Annotated in this window: 15 protein-coding genes; 12 read left to right on the forward strand and 3 right to left on the reverse strand. The window is 44.8% G+C overall.

From position 1 onward, the window contains the following. Positions 1-262: 262 nt before the first annotated feature. Positions 263-898 (reverse strand): P-loop NTPase fold protein, encoded by a 636-nt coding sequence (locus HYN43_RS03380; protein ID WP_119408117.1) that lies wholly within the window; start codon positions 896-898, stop codon positions 263-265. Positions 899-1,590: 692 nt separating this feature from the next. Between HYN43_RS03380 and HYN43_RS03385 the strand changes: the two genes are divergently transcribed. The 6 genes from HYN43_RS03385 to HYN43_RS03410 all read left to right on the forward strand — a co-directional run bounded on the left by HYN43_RS03385 (position 1,591) and on the right by HYN43_RS03410 (position 10,752). Continuing rightward, entirely contained in the window at positions 1,591-2,187 is a 597-nt protein-coding gene (locus HYN43_RS03385) for an RNA polymerase sigma factor (RefSeq protein WP_119408118.1), read from the forward strand. A gap of 74 nt (positions 2,188-2,261) precedes the next feature. Then, positions 2,262-3,395, forward strand: a complete 1,134-nt coding sequence (locus tag HYN43_RS03390; RefSeq protein ID WP_119408119.1) for a FecR family protein — start codon at positions 2,262-2,264, stop codon at positions 3,393-3,395. A gap of 285 nt (positions 3,396-3,680) precedes the next feature. Beyond that, a complete protein-coding gene (locus HYN43_RS03395) occupies positions 3,681-7,082 on the forward strand; it encodes a TonB-dependent receptor (protein ID WP_162996297.1) in 3,402 nt (1,133 codons plus the stop codon). A gap of 11 nt (positions 7,083-7,093) precedes the next feature. Beyond that, complete coding sequence (locus HYN43_RS03400; RefSeq protein WP_119408121.1) at positions 7,094-8,500, forward strand: RagB/SusD family nutrient uptake outer membrane protein; 1,407 nt, start codon at positions 7,094-7,096, stop codon at positions 8,498-8,500. A gap of 49 nt (positions 8,501-8,549) precedes the next feature. Further along, positions 8,550-9,824 (forward strand): ComEC/Rec2 family competence protein, encoded by a 1,275-nt coding sequence (locus HYN43_RS03405; protein WP_119408122.1) that lies wholly within the window; start codon positions 8,550-8,552, stop codon positions 9,822-9,824. A 1-nt stretch (position 9,825) separates the two neighbouring features. Beyond that, positions 9,826-10,752 carry a glycerophosphodiester phosphodiesterase family protein gene (locus HYN43_RS03410; RefSeq protein WP_162996298.1) on the forward strand — a complete coding sequence of 309 codons (927 nt, stop codon included), beginning with the start codon at positions 9,826-9,828 and terminating at the stop codon, positions 10,750-10,752. Positions 10,753-10,871: 119 nt separating this feature from the next. Here the strand turns inward: HYN43_RS03410 and HYN43_RS03415 are convergent, their stop codons facing one another. Further along, a complete protein-coding gene (locus HYN43_RS03415) occupies positions 10,872-13,040 on the reverse strand; it encodes a S46 family peptidase (RefSeq protein WP_119408123.1) in 2,169 nt (722 codons plus the stop codon). A 248-nt stretch (positions 13,041-13,288) separates the two neighbouring features. Between HYN43_RS03415 and HYN43_RS03420 the strand changes: the two genes are divergently transcribed. Both HYN43_RS03420 and HYN43_RS03425 read left to right on the forward strand, forming a co-directional pair. Next, complete coding sequence (locus HYN43_RS03420) at positions 13,289-14,140, forward strand: helix-turn-helix transcriptional regulator (RefSeq protein ID WP_119408124.1); 852 nt, start codon at positions 13,289-13,291, stop codon at positions 14,138-14,140. A gap of 62 nt (positions 14,141-14,202) precedes the next feature. Then, entirely contained in the window at positions 14,203-14,793 is a 591-nt protein-coding gene (locus HYN43_RS03425) for a cysteine hydrolase family protein (RefSeq protein ID WP_119408125.1), read from the forward strand. A 100-nt stretch (positions 14,794-14,893) separates the two neighbouring features. On the opposite strand, the gene HYN43_RS03430 is transcribed toward HYN43_RS03425, so the two are convergent. Continuing rightward, a complete protein-coding gene (locus HYN43_RS03430; RefSeq protein WP_245447144.1) occupies positions 14,894-15,679 on the reverse strand; it encodes a polysaccharide deacetylase family protein in 786 nt (261 codons plus the stop codon). Between the two features lie 205 nt (positions 15,680-15,884). Between HYN43_RS03430 and HYN43_RS03435 the strand changes: the two genes are divergently transcribed. The 4 genes from HYN43_RS03435 to HYN43_RS03455 all read left to right on the forward strand — a co-directional run bounded on the left by HYN43_RS03435 (position 15,885) and on the right by HYN43_RS03455 (position 24,468). Next, a complete protein-coding gene (locus HYN43_RS03435; protein ID WP_119408127.1) occupies positions 15,885-17,276 on the forward strand; it encodes an SGNH/GDSL hydrolase family protein in 1,392 nt (463 codons plus the stop codon). Positions 17,277-17,280: 4 nt separating this feature from the next. Further along, the gene (locus HYN43_RS03440) at positions 17,281-19,842 is read left to right on the forward strand and encodes a glycoside hydrolase family 38 C-terminal domain-containing protein (protein ID WP_119408128.1); all 2,562 of its coding nucleotides are present in this window, start codon (positions 17,281-17,283) and stop codon (positions 19,840-19,842) included. A gap of 287 nt (positions 19,843-20,129) precedes the next feature. Further along, on the forward strand, positions 20,130-22,481 hold the full coding sequence (locus HYN43_RS03445; protein WP_119408129.1) for a GH92 family glycosyl hydrolase: 2,352 nt from the start codon (positions 20,130-20,132) through the stop codon (positions 22,479-22,481). Between the two features lie 601 nt (positions 22,482-23,082). Next, entirely contained in the window at positions 23,083-24,468 is a 1,386-nt protein-coding gene (locus tag HYN43_RS03455; protein ID WP_119408130.1) for an SGNH/GDSL hydrolase family protein, read from the forward strand. The last annotated feature ends 19 nt before the right edge of the window (positions 24,469-24,487 follow it).

Consider the following 24,487-nt stretch of genomic DNA (forward strand, 5'->3'; position numbering starts at 1 on the left):
AAAGAACTGCTTGTTAACTTGATTGTAATCAGTAAGATAGTAGCCGCCTTGTTTATTTTGTGCATTATATCATCGATATTAACGTGAAGCTTTATCCCTTTATCTTTTCCAATGCATGCGGGGTGTGAAAAAGCCGGTCCGTAAGGTATTCCAGCATTTCAATTTGACTGTTTGTCTCGCAATATATTCTTATTGTTTATGAAATTTATTGAGGCGAGCCTTGTCTCCTTTTGCCGGAGTGCATTTTTTGCCGCCGCGTCGCTCATGCCTGGCCCCATTTGGTTTCCCGGAACCGGTCGAGATTTTGGTGATGGAAAAGGGCATCGATCAGTACCAAGCCTTCGAAGAAAGGGCCGAGGATGAGGAGGGAGAGCACCAGCAGCACGCCCAGGTTGAGCAGCAGGCCGCTCCATTTGATCTTGATCTTTTCCGAACCAACGTTGACGGCGCTGTAGACTCGAACATCGATCGCCTTAGGGTTGCGGACAATAGGCCAGCCGTAGAAGGCCTGGGAAAGATGCTCGTCCATTCCTTTCAAAAAAGTGCGGCGCATCGCGTCATACTCATGTTTCCATACGTCGAAAATGATGACTGGGAGACTGTCTTTGACCAAGTCGGCGCGCAACTGCTCAATGATCGTGCTTTTGCCGGAGCCGCAGTTATCGAACAGGCCGATGCTCAGCGGATCAGTCTCGGTTTTGATTAGTTCGCCCAGGGCTGCTACCAGCTGGCTATGATCGAATTTCAGGCCGCGATTGCTGCGGTTGGGCGTATCGCTCACTAAACGAAACGCTTTGCGGCCGGTTGCAGCGGAGGAAGTCCGCTTTTTCGGGCCCTTGGTAGTGGGTTTAGATTGCTGGAAAAAAGGAAGCGCGCCATCTGGTTGGTTGAACGACAAGATCCGTGACTTATCACAAAAACGGATGTAGGAAGGCGTTAAAGTATCTTATCACAAATTGCCTTCTCCGGAGGAACTATTAGAACGTTTTGCTTTGGTGTTAACTGTACTGCCATAATCCCGACAGAATAATAGGGGAGTGGTGCATGCCGGAAAGTAAACCGTGTGCTGTGGACCTTTGTCTATAAACGTAAGGCTTATAACTATGAGCTCACGTCCGAAAATTTGAACAACTGAAGTTAAATCTCCAATCCTATACTGGAAACGGAATGAGGAATGGTTGCTGGCTTACGCTGCTTCATTGAATGTTAGAATAATATAAATCCAAGAAATAAGTGTTTATTTTTGTAATACCATCAATAGAGAGAAAGTATAAAATCAGAGGCTCGAAAAAATGTAAGACATTTGTGACTGATTTGTATCTAAAGTCTCTTAACTCGCTGATAATTAGTTACTAAATACTTTCTGTATCGGAAAATGACCCTTAAACATCAAGGAGTATAGCCCGATAAAAAACCGAACTTAAATAGTTGTTGTTAATAACTTATATTCTTTCTGCTTGGCCGAAATCCCTTATAATTGGGAGACGTTTTGATAGCAAAACAGCGATGCAAGAGTAGTATTATAAATTGCTTAACAATAAGGTAACAATACAAGCCTTACTTTGCCAAAGCAATAAGTATTGTTGAAAAATGGCTTCTGTACAATCATTATCTGATTTTGAATTGCAGCAATTACTTGTTTGCGGAAATGAAGCTGCATATAATGAATTGTACAGTCGCTATGCAGCTCCGATAAACAGGTTCATGCAAAAATATTTGCATGCCGACACGTTAAGCGAAGATGCTACCCACGATGTTTTTATTAAAATATGGAATAAGCGCGAGCAGCTTGGTAACGTACAATCATTTAAATCGTACCTGTTTACCATAGCGCGGAACCTGGCGCTTGATCATCTGAAATTAGCCTTTCGTACAGAAACTGCCATAAGCCAGATCTCGGCTACCATTACAGGATATCGTAATACCATAGAAGAGGAGCGCCTTACTAAAGAATATCTTTTATTTGTTGAGAACGCGCTGGCTGCCCTGCCCGAGCGTTCGAGGGAAGTTTTTGCGCTTTGCCGCGAACAGGGTAAAACTTACGATGAAGCTGCCAAACAGTTGGGCGTTTCACGCAATGCCATCAAAAACCATATGGTATTTACCATGAAGGTTTTGAGCGCTAAAGTTGAAACCGAGCTTGGTGTTTCGCTTAGTGTTTTGCTCGCCGTTGTTTTCAAACATTAAATTTCAAAAAAAGAACATTTTCCTGCTACCCTGTTTTTGCCTTTTAAAGTCATGGTATTAAAAGCCACGAATAAATGGACGAAGCGTATTACAGGCAACTGGTAAAAAGGTATCTCGAAAAGCGGGTAAGTGATGATGAGTTAGAAATATTTGCGCATTTGCTTAGTGAAGGGAAGCTTGACAAATACCTGGCCGAAACTATGGATAACGAGAATGTTTTATCCGAACCTTTACCTTCAGATAACCAGGTTCAGCTGCCCCGGATCAGGAAAAAGAGGTCCTGGTTTAGCTACGCCGCAGCGGCAAGCATTTTAGTATTTCTTTCTGCAGGGCTTTATCTCTATCGGCAGCCTAAGCAGCAAAATCCGGTAAAAAATAATATCGTAAAAAATGATTTCCTGCCGGGAGGGAATAAAGCGATACTTACGCTGGCCAATGGTTCAACGCTGAGTTTAACAGGTGGTAACAAAGGTTTACTTGCCCGCCAGGGTATAACCAATATCAATAAAAAAGAAGAAGGCAAAGTAGAATATCGCCCTGCTGCCGATGATTTGACAGCCGCCAAACCGGCAGGTGTAATGTATAATACCGTTACCACACCTAAAGGAGGCCAGTACCAGGTGGCACTGCCCGATGGTACCAAAGTATGGCTCAATACCGCGTCATCTATCCGTTTTCCTACAGCCTTTAACGGTACCGAGAGGCAGGTAGAAATTACCGGCGAAGTTTACTTTGAAGTAGCCAAGAACAAAGAAAAACCATTTATAGTAACAAGCGGCAACCAAAAAGTAACCGTACTCGGAACCCATTTTGACATCAACGCCTACCCGGATGAAAATGTTGTAAAAACTACCCTGCTTGAAGGGAGCGTAAAGGTAACAACCGGCGGCAATATGGTTTTACTTAAACCGGGACAGCAGGCGCAGCTTGACAATGGAAATAAGCTGATTGTTAGCAACGACGTTGATCCCGACGAGGTGATAGCCTGGAAAAACGGCTATTTCCAGTTTAACAAGGCCGATATCAAAACCATCATGAACCAGATTTCGCGCTGGTATGATGTGGAAGTAAAATATGAAGGGCAGATTGAGCCGGGGCACTACTATGGTAAAATTTCCAGGAACGTTAATGCCTCGAAGGTATTGAAGGTACTGGAGCTAAGTGGAATGCATTTTACAATTGAAGGGGGAAAAATTATAGTTAAATAGATACACACAAACGGAAAAAGAACACGGCAAGGCCGTAGCCTTTTAAAGTTTGCCCATAAAAAAGCCGGAGCGTGTTCGAGCACAATCCGGCAGAGATCAGGGCAGGCTTATTCAAATAATTTGCCAACTAAATCAACAAGTAACCCTAACTAATACAAAGGTATGCAATTTTATACTTTTTGCGGCCGGCCTGTGCATAATCGGTCGGTGCAAACAATGCCCGCAGGTGCAACACCTGTAAAAAATAATCCGGGGATGACCCGGGTGCAATCAATGCTCATTCGCATGAAACTGATTACCCTGTTAATGCTTGCCGCCTGTTTGCAGATCAGCGCAGCCGGCTATAGTCAAAACATCAGCCTCTCACAAAAGCAGGTTAGCCTGGAAAGTGTTTTTAAAAACATCGAAAAACAAACCACTTACAATTTCTTTTACAAGCTTGAATTGCTCAGTTCGCTGAACAAGGTCAGCATCGATGTAAAAAACGCTCCATTAACCGAGGTGCTTGATAAAGTGCTGAAAAATCAGCCCGTAACCTACAAAATAGTTGACAACATTATTGTTATTAACGGAAAAGATGCAGGCAGCAGCCAAAGTTTGAAACCCATAACTCTAACCGGCACCGTAAAAGACAGCAAGGGCGCAGCACTGCCCGGCGTTACCATAACCGTTAAAGACGGAAAATCGACAGCGGTAACAGATGGTAACGGCGCCTTTAAAATTATTGTTGATGAGCAGGCCATATTGCAGGTAACCTCGGTAGGTTATAAACGGCAGGAAATAGCTTTAAACGGCCGCACCACGCTTACAATTATACTTGATGACGATGTAAGCCAGCTAAACCAGGTAGTGGTTATAGGCTACGGCAAGCAATCGCGCGAAAAAATTACTGATGCCATCACCACTGTAAAAGGAGCTGAACTGAACCGCTATTCGGGCGCAAGTTTTGCACAGCAGCTTGCCGGCAAGGCGGCAGGTGTGGTAATTAATGATGCCTCGGCCCAGCCGGGAACTGATCCGCAGGTTGTGATCAGGGGGATTGGTACTTTAACCGCAGGCCGCGCACCGCTTATTGTGGTAGATGGTTTTCCGCTATCTGAAGGCAGCAGCTTTAACTCCATTAATCCGCAGGATATTGAAACCCTCGATATCCTGAAAGATCCGGCCTCAGCAGCTATTTATGGTTCGAGGGCGGCTAATGGAGTTATCCTGATCTCCACAAAAAAAGGCAACGGCGATAAGGTAAAAGTTAGTTTAGATGTGTATTCCGGTTTCCAGGAAAGGCATGATAACCTGAAATATGTTAATGCCTACCAGGCCGCCACCTATTTTACCGAAGCGAGGGATTGGGGTTATGTTTCTAAATCGCCTAATACCAGGAGTATTAATGATGACCGCGCTACCAGGGTTTCGAAAGGAGCGTCCCTAAGGGAATTGCGTTTAAATTATCTGCAGCCTTATCTTGATGGTACGCAGGGCTTAACCAACACCAACTGGCTTGATGAAGTTTACAGTAAAGCGCCCATGAGCAGCTATAACCTTTCGGTTTCGGGCTCATCGGGCAAAACCAATTATTACATCTCATCCAACTATTTTAAACAGGATGGTATTGTGATTAATAACGGCCTGGAGCGTTACAGCGGAACAATTAAAGTAGAATCAAAAATATCCAAAGCGTTTACCTATGGCGTTTCGGTAAACCCGTCGTTTAACAAAGAGAAGTATTTTAACAATAATGCCAATAACTCCAACGATGTGGTGAGCGATGTAACTATCAGCTATCCTTTTTTCCCGGCCTATAATGCCGATGGTTCGGTTGCCATCAGCCAGGAAATTAAAGGTAACACACCCGAAGATGGCGCTTTGGGCGAAAGTCCGATAGCTTTGGCTACCAAAATCAAAAATAACCTGAACGATACCCGTCTCTTCGGCAATACTTACCTTGTTTTTGAACCGATAACCGGTTTGAAGTTTAAAACGGTTTTGGGTACCGATATCAGGAGTAATTTTTATGATTATTACCGTCCGTCGGATGTAGGCGGATACCGCGCCGCGGCCCCGCAACCGGCTTCGGCTATCGAAACCAACGGGCATATCTACAATTACATCACCGAAAATACCATTGATTATACCAAAAGCATCGGCAGGCACGATTTTGATATTTTGGCCGGCTATACTTTCCAGTCCGAAAACGGGGCTAATACAGTTGTTACCGGTTCCGGGATCCCTGATGATAAGATCACCAATATAGGCGGTGCCAGCGCATACAGCGTAACATCCGCCCGTTACCAGTGGACACAGATCTCGTACCTGGCCCGTTTGCAATATGCTTATGCCGATAAGTATCTATTATCTGCAACCATCAGGAGGGATGGCTCGTCGCGCTTTGGCGATAACAATAAATGGGGCAATTTCCCTTCGGTAACAGCCGGGTATATTCTAAGTAAAGAATCTTTTTTCCCCGAAAACAAGGTGCTTACTTTTGCCAAGATCCGGGCAAGCCGGGGATCGGCGGGTAATAACCAGATAGGCTCTTACAGTTCAAAAGCGCTTATCGGTTCGGCATCTGCAAATGGTGCTAATGATTATAACTATAACTACGTTTTTGGCAGCACGCTTAGTCCTGGTTTTGCGGCAACTACTACGGCCAATAATAACCTTACCTGGGAAACCAAAAACTCAACAGATATCGGTATCGATCTTGCGTTTTTCCAAAAATTTAACCTCGTTGCCGATTATTATAAAAGCACTACCAAAAACCTGCTGCTTAATGTGCCTATCCCCGAGCAATCTGGTTTTACCAACTCTATCCAGAACATTGGCAAGGTAGAAAATCATGGTTTCGAGTTCGAGCTTTCGGGTAATAACCTTAATGCGGGGCCATTCAGGATAGGTTTTAATGCCAACCTGGCTACAAACGTAAATAAGGTACTGGCGTTAGCACCCGGTCAAACTCAAATAATACAGGGGCCTGCAAGCAACTTTATTACCAAAGTAGGCGGCCCGGTTGCTGCCATGTATGGCTATAATATAACCGGCATTTATAAAACGCAGGACGAAATTAACAGCAGCCCCCACCTTGCAGGTACCTTAACAGGCGACTATAAAGTGGCAGATACCAATAACGATGGCGTAATTGACAGCCGCGACCAGGTATCGTACGGAACTTACAGCCCCAAATTCAGTTATGGCTTTGGTGCCAATATCGCTTACAAAAGCTTTGAATTTAACGTTGCTTTTAACGGTGTATACGGCCGCAAAATATACGATAACGGCTTAGCTACGCTTGATGACTCGGGCGAGGGCTTTTCGATGCCGAGCGTTTATTATTTTGAAAACCGGTACCACCCGGTTGATAATCCCGGCGGCACTTACGCGCAACCCAACCTTGGTAACCTGTCATCGGCCAGGAGGTTAACCCGTGCAGCAAGTATTTTTTATTACAAAGGAGATTATTTGCGCTTACGCAACGCGCAACTGGCCTATAACCTGCCCGAGGCTTTAACTTCAAAAGTTAAAATAAGCCATATCCGCGTGTATTGTACAGCTAATAACCTCTTTACCTGGACAAAATTCAGGGGCTATAACCCTGATGCTACCAGTGGCAATGTGCTTACCGATGGCTTATCAAATGCCAACTACCCGGTTGCCCGCTCGTTTATTTTTGGTGCCAACGTTACATTTTAATTGTTACAAACATGAAAACTAAATACATCGTTATCATTGCGGCAATGCTGTCGGCAGCGGCATCATCCTGCAAAAAAGAGCTTTATCAAAACCCGCTTTCATCCAAAGATCTGGGCAAGTTTATCACCAACCAGGCCGAGACCGAAGAATACGTTACCTCGGTTTACGGTACCCTCCAATCAACAGGTTTGTATGGATTGTACCTGCCTGCCTTTGCCGAGATCCCTTCGGATAATACCTTCGACCAGGTGCCGTCAAACGATAGCGGCAATTATGGCCAGCTCGATCAGTTCACTACCATACCACCCAACGATATTGTTGAAACAACCTGGCGCGATTCATATCAGGGCATCCAGAAGGCCAATGTAGTATTGAACCGGATAGATAAGATCACCTATACCGATCCTGCTGTAAAACAGGCCCGCAAAGGCGAAATGTTGTTTATCAGGGCTTTATTGTACTTTAATATGGTGAGGTTATATGGCGATGTGCCGCTGGTAACCACCGAAACTACCGATCCTAACCAGTATTTTGGCCTTGGCCGTCAACCGGCGGCTAAGGTTTATGATCAGATCAAAGCCGATCTTACCGCCGCTATTCCGCTGTTGCCCGATGTCGCCGGACAGCCCGGAAGGGTTATTAAAACCGCTGCCGAAAGTTTGTTGGGCAAGGTTTATCTTACCCTGAAGGATTATACCAATGCCGAAACACAGTTACAGGCAGTAGTTAATTCGGGCAGGCATGTATTAATGGCCAAACCGCAGGACGTTTTCGCTGTAAGTAATGAAAATAATAAAGAGATCATTTTTGCGGTTCAGTTTACATCGGGCCTCAACGGTAATTCGGAAGGGAGCATTATGTTTCAGCAGTTTAGCCCTTCGGCTACGGTAACCGGCGCAAAGGGGCATAACCTACCAACTTTAAGCCTGTATAATCTTTATACCGCGGGCGATCTCCGGAAGGGCGTGTATGTAACCCTGGCACCAACGGGCGCACCCTTTGATAATAAGTTAACTGCGCCAACCACCGTTATTACCGACGGCCCGAGCGATTTTGTTGTTTTGCGCTACGCGGATGTATTGCTGATGCTGGCCGAGGTTGAAAACGAGTTGGGCAATAGCTCCCAGGCTGCAACGTACCTGAACACTATCCGCAGCAGGGCAGGTTTAGATAACACGGCTGCCTCAAGCCAGGCCGATCTTCGCGATGCTATAGCTTTAGAGCGCAGGCTTGAGCTGATTGGCGAAGGCCACCGTTGGTTCGATCTGTTGCGCACCGGTACGGCTATTAGTGTAATGAACAAATGGTTTAAGGATAATAATATCCTGATCACTATAGATCAGCATAATTTGCTGATGCCGGTACCTCAATCGCAAATCAATACCGATCCGGCTATTAAACAAAACCCCGGCTATTAATTTTATCAGCGGGTTATCGTAACCGGTAACCCGCTTTACAAAAAACTATATGAAGAAGTTAGTTTTAGCGCTTGTTTCTGTGTTTTTGATTGTTGGGAGCTATGCCCAGGAAAAAACGGTGAATGAGCATTTACCGACCTGGCAGGAAGGGCAATTGGATATCCATTTTATCAATACCGGCCGCGGAAATTCAAGTTTCCTGATTTTTCCGGATGGTACAACGATGCTTATCGATGCAGGCGATATGAATGCCGGCGAATTTGAAAGCACCAACGCTCCGTTGAAAGTTCCGACCGCGTTACCGGATAGCTCATTACGGCCGGGGCAATGGATTGTCGCTTATATTAAACAGGTGATGCCCGCAAACAGGCAGCCTGTTATTGATTATGCTTTGATTACCCATTTCCATGGCGACCATTACGGTAATATCGAAAAGAACAGCCCGCAGGCTGCTAACGGCGCTTACCAATTATCCGGACTTACAGATGTAGGCGATGTTATTCCTATTAAAAACATGCTGGATAGGGGGCGAACCTATCCTGTAGATCTGGTAACTTACTATCGCAATAACGCTACTTTCAATAACTACCTGGCCTTTGTAAAATACCAATCAACCCATGACGGCATGAAGTATGCAGCGCAAAAACCGGGAAGTAAAAGCCAGATAAATTTATTGATTCGCCCTGAATTATACCCCGATTTTGAAGTTCGGAACATCAAATCAAACGCTGAAGTCTGGACGGGAAAAGGAGAGGGGACAAACACCTGTTTTACAACCGGACAATTGTTAGAAAAAGGAAAGTTTAACGAAAATCCCCTCAGTAATGCCATTAAAATAAGCTATGGCGCTTTTAGTTACTATGCAGGCGGCGATAACACAGGCTATGAAGGCATCAATTACCCCGGCAGGCGTGATGTTGAAACCCCTATGGCAAAGGTAATTGGCCGTGTAGATGCCCTTACGCTAAACCATCATGGTAACCGGGATGCCGGCAACGATGCTTTCCTGAAAACCCTTGCTCCGAAAGTTGCTGTTGAACAAAGCTGGTGCTCAGATCAGCCGGGGCAGGAAGCAGCTTTTAGATTAACGGAGAAAACGCTATCAGGCGATAATATCGATGTATTTGACACCTACATGCAGCCCGAAACCAAAACCTACCTCGGCTTTTGGATTGCCAAAGGTTTTAAAAGTTTTGAAGGACATGTGCTCATCCGGGTAGCAAAAGGCGGTAAAAATTATTCGGTTTTTATATTGGATGATAAAAGCCCCGTAATTAAAGTAAAACAAGTATTTGGTCCTTATTTAACCCATCAACAAAAATAATATGTACTTAAAAAAAGTAAAAATCCTCGCAGTTATTGCTTCGCTTGGTTTAATGTATTGCTCAACAGGCTACGCCCAAACCACAAAGGCCAACAGCCTGATTAAACAATTACACCAGCCGTTTGATAAGCACATTATGGTGGCTGCCCACCGCGGCGACTGGCGCGATGCTCCCGAAAACTCGTTGCTGGCATTTAAATATGCCATAGCCATTGGGGTAGATATCATTGAGCTCGACCTAAATAAAACCAAAGATGGCGTAGTGGTTATTATGCACGATCAAACCATCAATCGTACAACCGACGGCAAGGGAAGCCCCGGCGACTACACCCTGGCCGAGCTAAAGAAATTTCACTTGAAAAATGGATTGGGCCGGCTTACCGTGAATACCATACCCACCCTACAGGAAGTAATGGAATTGATAAAAGGCAAAATTTTGGTAAATCTTGATAAAAGCTATCCATACTATAGTGAGGCTTACCAGGTTTTAAAAGCTACCGGTACTTTAAACCAGGCTATTTTTAAAACAACAGAGAGTTATGAAACAGTAAGGAAGCAATATCCGACAATTATTGATAGCATCACCTTTATGGCCGTAATTGATCTGGATAAACCGGGCGCAAAACAATCCATCGAAAATTACCAGCGCCATATTAAACCGGTAGCTTTTGAATTGAATTTTGGTACAGATACCTCAGCTATCCTTAAAAACAACCAATTCATCAACCGCAACGGCTCCCGCATCTGGATCAACTCATTATGGGCGAGTTTGAATGCCGGGCACGATGATGATACAGCCGTTGATTTAGGGAATACCAAAGATAGCTGGGATTGGATCATCGCACACGGAGCTACAATCATACAAACAGATAGGCCACGGGAATTATTAGAATATCTGCGCAAACGCGGTCTGCATTTGTTAAATTAATTTGGCACGAAATTGCTGATGGTTTGCGGTGATATTTATAGAGAGAATTGAACAACGAAAAAAGGCAGCCGTGATAGTGCTGCCTTTAGTCGAAGTTAAATCTGGGAGAAAAAGTGCTATTAATTTTTATGGATCTCCAGCTCGCTGATCAAATTATCGGCATGTCCTAAAATATCCATGCACCAAAGCACGTAGCGCACGTCAACGCAAATGGTACGTTTATAGTCCTTGTTAAAGGCAATTTCGCCGCTCATGGCTTCCCAGTTACTGTCGAAAGCTAAACCGATTAGTTCGCCATCGCCATTAATGACCGGCGAGCCGGAGTTGCCGCCTGTAATATCATTATTAGTGATAAAATCGATAGGTAAAGTACCATGATCGGCATATTGGCCAAAGTTCTTTTTCTTGTAGGCTTCCAGCCATGATGCCGGTAGGTCGAACTCATCATCGCCGGGTTTGTATTTTTTCATCGCGCCGTCAATATCGGTTTGAATGTCAAAATGTTTGCCGTCTTTCGAGGTGTAATCCTGCACTTTGCCGTAAGTGATACGCATAGTTGAGTTAGCATCGGGCGACATCAGCTTGTCCTTATTTTTTTCAAGCAGGGCCTGTAGGTAAATGCGATCCAGTTTTTCTTTCTGCGTATCAAAATCACTCAGCTTAGTGCCAAAAACAGCTTTTTTATAACTACCCGGACTAAGATTGATCACAAAAGGCACCAATGCATCGCCACGAAGCTTTTCGACTGTGCGATCGGTTAAAAGCTCTTTAAGTTTTGTTGTATCTATCAGGTTACTCTTTTCCCACAAATAATCGGCAAACCTTGTAAAAGCCTGCGAGGGGTTACCGGGGGCTATCTGGGTAACTATATTCTCAATAAATGCAGGGTGCTGATCGGCAGGTATATCGATATACCAAGAGGTCATGATCTGGGTGAAGATCTTTTTATTTGCCGTAAGGTTATAGGTTTTGATATAGTCGTCATTATCCTTTTTCAATTCCTCTCTTATCTCGTCTTTTTCTTTGGCAGTATGTTCCTTATCTTCAAGCGCTAACTGTCCGTAGCAATTGTTAAGCGCTTCATCTACAAAGCTGGGTGCCAGCAAACCCTCATTTATATAGGTTTTATGAATGGCATAGGGCTTATAGGCGGCGTACAGTTTCTGGTAATCGCTCATCAGGCTGGCATATTGCGGTTTATCTGCAGCCCATTTGGTAAATTCGGCTTCTTCCTGTTGTTTTTGGCCGTAAATGTTCAGATTTTTTAACTGCTCGGTTTGCCCTATAAAGTATTTCCAATAGTTGGATACTTTATTGTATTCGGACGAAAGTTTAAGCCTGGTATCAACGCTTTTATTCATTTCTTCCTTCCAGGCCTTCAGGCGGATGTCGCGCAGTTTCACTATAATAGGGTTGGTTTGCTCAGCAGCCAAACGTACGCCGTTTGATGTAAGGTAGCGATCTGTACTGCCGGGGTAGCCATATACCATGGCAAAGTCGCCGTTTTTAACACCTTTTAATGAGATTGGCAGGAATTTTTTTGGCGTGTAAGGTACATTACCGGCCGAGTAAGGGGCCGGGTTACCGTCTTTATCAGCGTAAATCCTGAAAATTGAAAAATCACCTGTATGACGTGGCCATTCCCAGTTATCAGTATCACCGCCAAATTTACCTATTGATTGTGGCGGCGCACCAACCAAACGTACATCGCTAAATTTGTCATACAAATACAAAAAATACTGGTTGCCTTTAAAAAACGAACTTACGGCGCCACGGTAGCGGTTACCTTTAGTGGCAGCCTCAATAAGCTTTTTGTTTATTTTTTCGAGCTTTTCGCCCCGTTCTGCATCGCTGGCGCCTTTAAGGGCAGCCATTACCTGCGGAGTAACATCAGTTATGCTCACCAAAAATTCAACATACAGGCCTGCGATGGGCTTTTCTTCGGTGTAGCTTTTTGCATAAAAGCCATTATCGAGGATGTTATTTTGTGGTGTTGAATTAGCCGAGATAGACTCAAAACCACAGTGATGATTGGTGAACAGCAGGCCCTTGCCTGATACAACCTCGCCGGTGCAAAAGCCGCCACCCAGCGAAACGATGGCATCTTTAATGCTGGCTTTGTTGATGTTATACAAGTCTTCGGGAGTTAGGCGGAAGCCCTGTTTCTTCATTTGGTCGTAATTTTTACCAATCAGCATCGGAATCCACATGCCTTCGTCTGCCCGTGCTATGTTGCCTATAAACAATGAAAGCAACAGCAGGACAGATAAGATTTTAGGTCGGTTCATAAAAAAGTAATATTGTTTAAGTTTGCACAAATTAAAGCTAATTTTTAATAATAGTTAGTAAATATGAAGTTTTAACCTCAAAGTTTGTCTACCCCAAAAGTGGTATCGTTTGCTGGTGCAATAATCAAATTAACAACAGCTGCGCACGGGGGCTTATTGATGCCTTTATCATCCCATTGTTACAATTACCCGGTTGGTTGTGCAAATAGCGGCATAAAATGTAGCTTAGTGTGTAACTAATTGCAGCAATGATACAAATTCCCAAAGACCTGCTCGATCATCATGTGCATATCCGCCTGCGCCTTTCGGATATGTATGGTATTATCATTGATAAAAAGCGCCCCTTCAGGTGCGATGATACCCTGCAAACTGCCCATTGTTTGGAGATAATACTGAAAGGACATATCGACGTAAGGCATGGGAGCTACACACAGCACCTTGAGGCAGGAGATATCCAGTTTAGAAGGAGGGGGAATTACCAGATTTTTCCATCGGATGAGTATAGCAGCCTGCTGATATTTATGGAGAACGAATTTGTTGACTACTTTCTGGATAGCCATGTACCCGAGTTCAGGCATGAAAGGCAGAGCGCCGGTTTGCCGCCCTTTACTTTTAAAACTTCAACTTTTATAGATGCCAATGTAGCGAAGATTATGCAGCACATTACCCATCCGCAGGATTATTCGAGGTGTATTGTAAAATTTGCTGCGCACCAGGTATTGCTGCAAATTTTATCAAACGATAAATCAAAAACCTTTGTATCATTTTTAAAAGATCTGGTGAGCCAGAAAAAGGTAGACCTGGCCTATTTTATGGAAACAAACTTTAACCGCCAGCTTTCTATCGATGATATGGCCAGGCTTACCGGCCGCAGCGTAAGCGCGTTTAAAAAAGAGTTTACCGACAGGTTCAATACCACGCCCGTAAAATGGCAATTGAACCGGCGACTGGAATATGCCGAGTACCAGTTAAAACACTCCAACGATCCGGTGGCCGCGGTTGCCTATAGCAGCGGGTTCGAGAATATCTCGCACTTCTCTAAAGTGTATAAACAGCGGTTTGGCACTTCGCCTAAAAGCACCCGTTTCGAATCGGTATAAAAAACAAACAAATAAAGCTTCACAGCAAAAACGGGGCTGTTACAAAGCCGCAGTTTTGGGGCATGAAAACACTCCAAAATACCAACCCTGCATTGATACTGATTGATATACAGCAGGGTTTTGATAACATTAACTATTGGGGCAGCGAGCGTAACAATCCCGATGCCGAGCTAAACGCCCGTAAACTACTTGATTACTGGCGGGCCAATAAACTGCCTTTATTCCACATCCAGCATTGCTCTGTCAATCCCGATTCTTTGTTGCATGAAAATAATCCCGGCAATGCTATAAAGGATGTTGTAAAACCTTTACCTGGTGAGCCGGTTATCAAAAAATCGGTAAACAGTTCTTTTATCGGTACTGATTTGCAGCAACGGCTTGATGAAGCGGGTATCGATACCGTAGTAATTGCAGGCCTCACTACCGAGCATTGCGTATCAACCACAACCCGGATGGCTGGCAACTATGGCTACCATACTTTTGTAGTGGCCGATGCTACAGCCGCTTTTTCAAAAACAGGCATCAAAGGCGAGCATTATAGCGCGGAGGCCGTTCATCTGTCAGCGTTGGCTCAAATCAATAATGAGTTTGCCGAAGTGGTGAATACCGATGAGGTTATCAGGGCTTTTAAGCAAAACGATGATTTTCTTTAGCTCGATATTCGGTAGGTTGACTAAAGCCTATTTGTCGGTGTCAGAAGTTATTGCGGTAATGAAATGAACGTCCCTGGTAAATAATAACTTGCCCCAATGCCTACTTTACCGGCTTACCAAAGCCATGTTTAATATAATAATCGAGGGTTTGGTTGCTCCAGTAACCGCAGTCTATAACGCGCCTTATGGTCATGATCGGGTCTTTGTTATCCCTCGGCATATCTAACTGGAAAGCCGCTTTAAAACCGCGCTGGTGTAGCTCGGGCAGGCCTGCGGTATTCCAGATGCCATAGGGGTAGGCAAAGTATTTTACAGGTTTGCCGGTAATTTGTTCCAGTTTTTGCGTGGGTACATTAATCTGTGCTTCCCAATCGGCGCCTTTTAGTTTATTGAAGCTCATATGGTCGCGGGTGTGGCAGGCAATAATGTGGCCTTCGTCGGCCAGTTGTTTTACCTGCTTGCGGTCCATATAGTATTTGTTTTTGCCCAGGTTGTTGGTTACTATAAAATAAACGCCCTTAAAGCCGTATTTATTCAATTCGGGGCGGGCAACGGTAAACTGGTCGCCGTCGCTGTCATCAAAAGTGAGCATGACTGGCTTTGAGGGTAGGGGAGCGCCGGTGGTTAGATAGTTATAAAGCTCGTCGGGCAAAATGGTATGGTAACCGCTGTCGGCCAGCATTTTCAGGTGCGCTTTAAATGTTGCGGGTGGTATAATATAGTCTTTATCCTTCTGTTTATCGCTTGCACGCCAGTTACGAATTTGGTGATAACATAAAACGGGGACCTGCTTACGGGCCAAAACGGCCTTGCTGTTAACAATTGGCTCTGCATGTAAAAACGATAGCAGACTAATGGAAATGAGGGTGATAAGTGGCTTAAACACAACAAAAAAATCTTGGGTCGAATGTAAAAATGCAACCCGGCTTTTGCAAATAAACCATTCATTTTATTTATGTTTTGTTAGCTGTTTCCCGGTTAAATAACATCGCGATAAATTTTACATAAAAAAATTTGCTAAATCGATTTTATTGCTTTAATTCGCTAAATCAATTTAGCGAATTAATTAGTCGTCGCTTAGCCAATTATAAATGAGAAAAATCTACTATAGCTTTTTGCTGCTATGTGCCTTTATTTTGCCTTGCAGCGCGCAAACCGTTCAGCCCTTTAAGCAGGGCGATAGGGTGGTATTTACCGGAAACAGCATTACAGATGGGGGCCATTACCACTCGTACATTTGGTTATATTATATTACCCGGTTCCCCAACAGGCGTATTACGGTTTACAATGCTGGGATAGGCGGCGACGTATCGGGGCAGATACTGGAGCGTTTGGATGGCGATGTATTTGCGCACCAGCCTACTGTGGTTACGCTAACCTTCGGGATGAATGATACCGGTTATCAAAACCTGAAAGGTGCCAAAGCCGATTCTACCTATGCTGCGAAAATTGCCGAATCGTTAAAAAGTTTCAGGCTGATAGAGGATAAGCTGAAACAGCATCCCGAAGTGAGGAAAGTGATGATAGCCTCATCACCCTATGATGAAAAAGCGAAGATTAAAATAACGCCATTGATAGGTAAAAACGCAGCCATGCTTCAAATTGCTTCCGATCAGCAAAATACAGCCGCGCGTAACCACTGGGAGTTTTTGGATTTTAACCACCCTATGGTTGCCATTAACGCCAGGCTACAGCAAACCGATTCAGCCTTTACTTTGCAGGGAAGCGACCGGATCCACCCAACCAACGATGGCCAAATGGTGATGGCCTACCTGTTTTTAAAAGCGCAGGGATTGGCCGGTAAAAAGGTAGCTGATGTAGTGATCAATATCGGCAGTAAAAAAGTAGAGAAGGCCGAAAACTGCACAATCATAACTCCGGTTATTGGTACTGAGCATATTAAGTTCAACTATCTGGCTAATTCATTGCCTTATCCGTTAGATACTATCCCCGGCGGTTTCGGTCAGCCTGCTAAGGCGCAATCGTTGGCTTTAAAGGTAATTCCGTTTATCGATGAGTTTAACGAGGAGCTTTTGCAGGTTAAAGGTTTAGCAAACGGGAAACAATATCAGCTTAAAATAGATGGCCAGTCGATGGGGGCATGGGCTGCTGAGGACTATAACAAAGGCATCAACCTCGCCCTGATCAATAATACCCCCCAATATCAGCAGGCCCTGGCCATTATGCACCTCAATGAAGAACGCTGGACGATTGAACGCCGCTTGAGGGAGTATTACTGGATGCACTACTCTATCCTAAAACCCAAAGGATTGTTGTTTAATGATGGCCCGCATACCATCGATTCATTGCAGCGCTACGCCAAAAAGGACTTTTTTGTGGCTGTAACGGTGCCTACTTATCAAAAAGCGAGGTTTAAAAGCGTGCGCGATGTCTGGCAAAAAGAGATCGATCTGCTTACCAACGAGATCTATCGTATCAATAAACCGGTTAATCACCTCATTGAAATAATACCTGCCCCATAACCTTATGAAACTCAAAACTTTTTTGATAAGCACCGCGCTTATCACGTGTATATCCGCCCGCTCATCAGCGCAAACTGCCTGGTATATTGATGGTTATCACGGCGGAGTTTGGGGGCATTATCCTGACTGGAACACCCGTTTCATGGCCGATATGCTCAAAAAGAACCCCGACTGGAAGATCAACATCGAACTGGAACCCGAAACCTGGGACAGGGCACAGGTAGTTGATCCCACAGCCTACGCCGATTTTAAAGCCCTCTTTGCCGATCAAAGCCTTAACGGACGTATCGAATACGTAAACCCGGCCTATGCCCAGAGCTATAATTACAATATTTCGGGCGAGAGTATCATCCATCAGTTTAGCTACGGCATTAAAAAGATCAGGGCGCATTTTCCAGGTGCTACGTTTACATCTTATTCATCCGAAGAGCCTTGTTTTACAAACGCTTTGCCACAGATATTAACTTCATTTGGTTTTAAGTACGCCTCGCTCAAAAATCCCAATACCTGCTTTGGAGGCTATACCCGAGCGCATGGCGGAGGGCTGGTTAACTGGATAGGGCCTGATGGTACGGGGATTATTACCTCGCCAAGGTATGCCGTTGAAAAGCTTTCAGACAAATCAACCTGGCAAACCATAGCCTGGGATAACGGCGCAAATTATATTAAAGCCTCTTATGCTGATGGCATTAAACATCCCATCGGGATGACCTTGCAGGATGCCGGATGGAAAGGCGGCCCCTTTATTGGTAAAGGCGATAAGAATGGCATCCACAGCAAATATACTACCTGGCGGAACTATTTCGCCAATGTAGCGGCCAAAGATGTTCGGCCGGATTGGAAAGTATCGCAGGAAGATATCCAGGTGAGTTTGGTTTGGGGATCGCAGGTTACGCAACAGCTGGCCCAACGGGTAAGGGCTGCCGAGAACAAGATCATCCAAAGCCAGAAACTGGCTGCTATGGCAAAGGTTTACGGTGGCGGTAGCTACCCGCAGGTCGATTTTGATGCTGCCTGGCGCACGCTTTTACTATCTCAACACCACGATTGTTGGATAGTACCTTATAACGGTAAGCCCGGCGATACCTGGGCTGACAAGGTGATAGGTTGGACGGGGTTTACAAATGGTAAAAGCGACAGTATCAGCACAGTTTCAACGGCGTTGTTTAAAGAAAAAGATGATTTTATCACTGTTTATAACACATTGGGCATTGCCCGTATAGGGATTGTAAAGTTTGATCTGCCAGCGGGTTTTACTACTGAAAATACCGGTGTTTTTGATAGCGCCGGCAAGCAAATATCCGCTCAATTAAGCCCCGCAGCCGGTGATAATCATGCTTTTGTTGAATTTAAGGCAACTGTTCCGTCTATGGGATACGCCGTTTATCAGCTTAAAAAAGTAAACGGAACTACTACAAAAGGCGCCGATATTAAAACGCTTGCAGATGGTAGCTATCAATTGGAAACAGACCTTTATCGTGTTGTTATCGACCCTCAACACGGAGGCGTTATTAAAACTCTGATCGTCAAAAGTTTAAACAGTCGTGAGTTTGTGGATAAAACCAATAAGCTTGCATTTAATGAGTTGCGTGGCAACTTTTATAACGATGGCGGCTTTAAATCGAGCAAAGATAACCCGGTTAAAGTCGAACTTTTGGAGAAAGGCCCGCTTGCTATAAAAGTAGCTTTACATGGCACTATCAACGGCAGTGCTTATACGCAGATTATCAGCCTTAAAGAAGGCGAGCCACGCATTGATATCAACCTGAATATTGATTGGCAAGGCAACCCGGGAATAGGGGAGGGCATTAAACCAGGCACCTACAAATGGGAACTACCTGCTAAACCTTTTTATGATGACAGGAATAAGCTGCTGGCGCTATTCCCGCTCAACCTGAAACATCAAAAAGTTTATAAAAATGCCCCTTTTGATGTTACCGAGAGCCATTTGAATAATACTTTTTATACCCGCTGGGATAGCATTAAAAACAATGTTATCCATACCTGGGTAGATGTTACCGGCGATAATGATAAATACGGTATGGCGCTGTTTACCGATCATACCACCAGTTACGCCCATGGGCAGAATTTTCCTTTAGGGTTGGATATCCAATACTCCGGTATGGGCTTATGGGGGCGTAATTATACTATTAACGGGCCAACACAGGTACATTACGCCCTGATTCCGCATGCCGGGAAGTGGGATAAAGCGGGCATCTGGGCCGATGCTACGGAGTGGAGCGAACCTTTGTTAGCGTATCCGGGAAAACCTGCGGATGGTGGTGTCAAATCACTCATCAGTACAAATAATAACAATGTTGAGATTACTTCGGTGGAGTTTGATGGGAACGATATGCTGGTGAGGTTTTTTAACGCGGGTACTACTGCTGATGTTAAGGCTTTGCTAAACTTAAACGCGGATGCAGTTGATTTAGTTGAGTTAGATGGCAAGGTTAAGCAGTTGTTGCATTTTGCTAAACAAAAATCAGGAGGTAATTTGTTGAATATTAGTATTCCGAGGTTTGGCTTCCGAACGGTGAGGTTGATTAATGTAAAGAAAATTTAGCAAAAAAAGACGCTCGTCATGCCGAACTTGTTTCGGCATCCCACAGGATAGGTAAACGCTTTGCTTAGCATGGTTGCTTAGCGTGTGGGGTGCTGAAACAAGTTCAGCATGACTAATTTTATTGTCTTATGAGGATTTATTGACAATTACGATAATTTAATCCCTTACCAACCTCAATTGTAAAATTTATTAAACATAATTTGCTAAAACGATTTTATGTATTTACTTTAGGCCGTAGTAACCAATTACAAATAACCACATCCTATAACATATTCAGGATCAAAATAATGACCTATACTAAACGGACCGTTTCCGCGGCCTTGCCGGGCAAAAAATATTTAGCTGTGTTGTTTACTGCTGCACTGTCACTTGGTTCAACCTTGTTGAAAGCGCAAAGCCCGGCGTCATACGTAAACCCATTTATTGGTGCCAGTACCAGTACTAAAGACGCGGGCACCTATCATGGCCTCGGCAAAACGTTTCCTGGCGCAACAACGCCTTACGGCATGGTGCAGGTTAGCCCGAATACCATTACCGGTGGCGATAACGGGTCGGGCTACAGCCATGAGCAAACCAGTATAGAAGGTTTCGCCATGACACAAATGAGCGGTATTGGCTGGTACGGCGATCTGGGCAACTTTTTGGTGATACCCACCGCGGGTAAGCTTTACACCATTGCCGGTAAAATGGACGGGTCGGTAAAAGGTTATCGCAGCAATTACGATAAGAAAACGGAAAAAGCATCCGCAGGGTACTACAGCGCTTTGCTTACAGATTATAATATCAAAGCTGAAATGACTGCTGCCCCGCACAGCGGTATGCTACGTTTTACTTTCCCGCAGCAAAAAGATTCACGCATCCAGATAGACCTCGCCCGCAGGGTAGGTGGAACGTCAACCTTGCAATACGTAAAAGTCGTTAATGCCAATACCATAGAAGGCTGGATGAAATGCACGCCCGACGGCGGCGGCTGGGGCAATGGCGATGGCAAGGCCGATTATACCGTTTACTTCTATGCCGAATTCAGCAAACCACTCAAAGATTTCGGCGTTTGGACAGCCGATATCCCCGACGACTGGAAACGTAAACTGGACGAAGTAGCCAGCGACAAATACCTCGAAAGGGTTGCTCAATCAACCATATTGAAAGGCGTTAAAGAAAAGCAGGGTAAACATTTAGGCTTCTACACCGAATTTAATACCAAAGCCAACGAGCAGGTATTGCTTAAAACAGGCATCTCTTTCGTAAGTATCGCGGGAGCGAAAAATAACCTTAACACCGAGATCAAAGACTGGAATTTCGACGGTGTACATCAAAAAGCAGTAGCCCTTTGGAACAACGCGCTGGCCAAAGCAAGTGTTCAAGGCGGCACTACCGAAGAAAAAACTGTTTTCTATACCGCATTATACCACACCATGATCGATCCGCGCATCGTGAGCGATGTTGACGGGCATTATATGGGGGGCGATGGCAAGGTTCATCAAACCACATCATTCCAAAAACGTACAATTTTTAGCGGCTGGGATGTTTTCCGTAGCCAGATGCCTTTGCAAACCATTATCAACCCGGCTTTGGTGAATGATATGGTGAACTCGCTGGTAACACTTGCCGATGAGAAGAAGAAGGATTACCTGGAACGCTGGGAGCTCTTAAATGCTTACAGTGGCTGCATGATCGGTAACCCCGCGGTATCGGTTATTGCCGATGCTTATGCAAAGGGGATCAGGAATTTTAATGTGCCTGAGGCATACCGCCTCTCGGTTGGCTCGGTAGAAAAATTTGGTAATGGCGATAAAGGCTTTACCGGCGGCGATTTGAGCCTTTCCTATACTTTAGAGTATGCCTATACCGACTGGTGCGTTGGCCAACTGGCCAAAAACTTAGGCAAAACCGCCGATTTTAAAAAATATAACCAACGCGGCGAAGCGTACAAAAATGTATTCGATCCCGAAAAAGGCTGGTACCGCCCCAAAGATGATAACGGTCAATGGAAAGCCTGGCCTGATTCGGCCAAAACAAAACAATGGTATGGCACTATTGAAAGTAACCCATATCAGCAAGGCTGGTTTGTTCCGCAGGATGTAGCCGGAATGGCCAAAATGATGGGCGGGAAGGATAAAACCATTGCCGATCTGAACAATTTTTTCGAAAAGGCACCCGATAATATGATGTGGAACGATTTCTATAACCACGCCAACGAGCCGGTTCACCACGTACCGTTTTTATACAACCGACTGGGTGCGCCATGGCTCACCCAAAAATGGACAAGGGAGATTTGCCGTCGCGCTTACCATAACTCGGTTGAAGGTTTGGTAGGTAATGAAGATGTAGGGCAAATGTCGGCCTGGTATGTATTGGCTGCCAGTGGTTTGCACCCTGTTTGCCCGGGCGATACCAGGCAGGAAATTACCAGTCCGGTATTTAATAAAGTGGTTTTGAGGCTTGATCCTAAATATGCTAAGGGCAAAACGTTTACTATTACTGCTTTTAATAACTCGGCGAGTAATATGTATATCCAAAGCGCTAAGCTGAATGGTAAGGCTTACAATAAATGTTATTTGGATTATAAGGATATAGCAGCCGGGGGGAGCCTGGAGCTTACGATGGGCGATAAACCGAATGAGGGCTGGGGGATTTAAGAGAGGATAACAAAAACCAGAACCCGTCATTGCGGGGAACCAAGTAACCGTAAGAAAGCCGAGAGGGTATGTAGATCCGCCATGCCATTCACCACCACGTCATTGCGAGGCACGAAGCAATCGCACGGAAGCCGAGCCGCTATGCGCGACCGCTTCGTACAGTTCGCGATTGCTTCGTGCTTCGCAATGAGGTGATGGGTAAAACGAAGCGTTATGGGTGAAAAAAACGCGGCTGTAAAAACGCGCGGTGGCCCGACAGAAAAGCGGGCCGGGCGTATGGCCTTGCGGGCTGAAGCTTTTTTCTGTCTTGGGTTTTTGGTTACTTTTGGGCCAAGCCAAAAGTAACAGCCTCCGCGGCAAATGAGCGGCCAATGATTATAGTATTGCATAAAGCCGTTGTGAACCTAAATGCCGGATGCAAGCGAACTACGAAGACATAGCAAGCGGTACTTGGGCTAAAGCCCTATCATCGAGTTCTATCAACCGTTGGTTAAAATCAACGGCAATGAAGTTTGAATAGCAGGATCGACACAAATAATTTTAAACAACATCTGAAAAGACATAATTATAAACCCAAATTGCTAAAACGATTTATAAAATAATGAAAAAATTATACTTACTACTCCTGGCCGCTTGCGCAACCCTATTCGCCAGCGCCCAAAAAATAGCCCCCTTTAAAGCCGGCGATAGGATAGCCTTTGTAGGCAACAGCATTACCGATGGTGGCCACTACCACTCTTATATCTGGCTGTATTACATGACGCATTTGCCCAACACCCGCATCACCTGCTACAACGTAGGGATAGGCGGTGACGCTATTAACCAGATCTACGACAGGTTTGACGATGATGTATTTTCAAAAAAGCCCAACGTGCTCACCCTAACCTGGGGCATGAACGATAGCGGCTATTTTGAATGGTATCGTGCCGATGCCAAAGATGTAATGGCCAAAAAGCTGGAAAACAGCTACAAATACTATGCTTTGGTTGAAGAAAAGCTGAAACAACACGCTGATATTCGTAAGATCTACATCTTAGGTTCACCTTACGATGACGCGTCAAAGTTCAACAACAAAAATCTGTATCCCGGCAAACGTGCCTTTTTTTCAAACCTGATTGATTTCCAGGAGCAGGCCGCAAAAAAGAATGGCTACGGTTATGTTGATTTCTTTCACCCGATGACAGCGATCAATCAGCGAGAACAGGCTAAAGATTCAACCTATAGCCTAACCCCTAACGACAGGATCCATCCGGATAATGATGGTCACCTGGTGATGGCTTACCTTTTCCTTAAAACGCAGGGATTGGATAATCAGCCGGTTGCCGAGATAGGGGTAAATGCGCAAAGCAAAACCGTATCTAAATCGGTTAACTGCCTCGTTAGCAATGTTGTAGCCAATGCCGATTCGGTGAGTTTTAATTATTTAGCCAATTCACTGCCTTATCCTTTGGATACCATTCCACGTGCATGGGGTAACCGGAAACCGCAGTCGGATGCTTTGAAGGTGATCCCTTTTACCAAAGAGTTTAACCAGGAGATATTATCAGTTAAAGGATTGAAAGGCAGCGATTATGATGTTTTGATAGATGGCGAGCAGATGGGTCGCTGGTCGGCTAAGCAACTGGCAGATGGGGTTAACATGGCTGAGATCACTACCACGCCGCAATATCAGCAGGCTATTCAGATCCGTGAATTAAACGAGGAGCGTTGGGAGATTGAACGCCGTTTCAGAAACTACAACTGGATCCAGTTCGACTTTTTAAAAGAGAAAGGCCTGTTGCACAAGGATAACAACGCCGCTATGGATAGCGTGAAAAAATATTCCCGTACAAATCCGTTTGTTAACGGCAACAAGGATAACTACAGCCGTGCGCGCTATAAAAGCCTGCGCGATGCCTGGCAAAAAGAAATGGATGTGCTGATAGATGAGATCTATGCCATCAACAAGCCCAAAAATCACCGTATTACTGTTATCGCCGCCAAATAACGCAGTCTGAATTTGTTTA

Origin of the sequence: Mucilaginibacter celer (genome assembly GCF_003576455.2) — a bacterium.
GTDB lineage: Bacteria > Bacteroidota > Bacteroidia > Sphingobacteriales > Sphingobacteriaceae > Mucilaginibacter > Mucilaginibacter celer.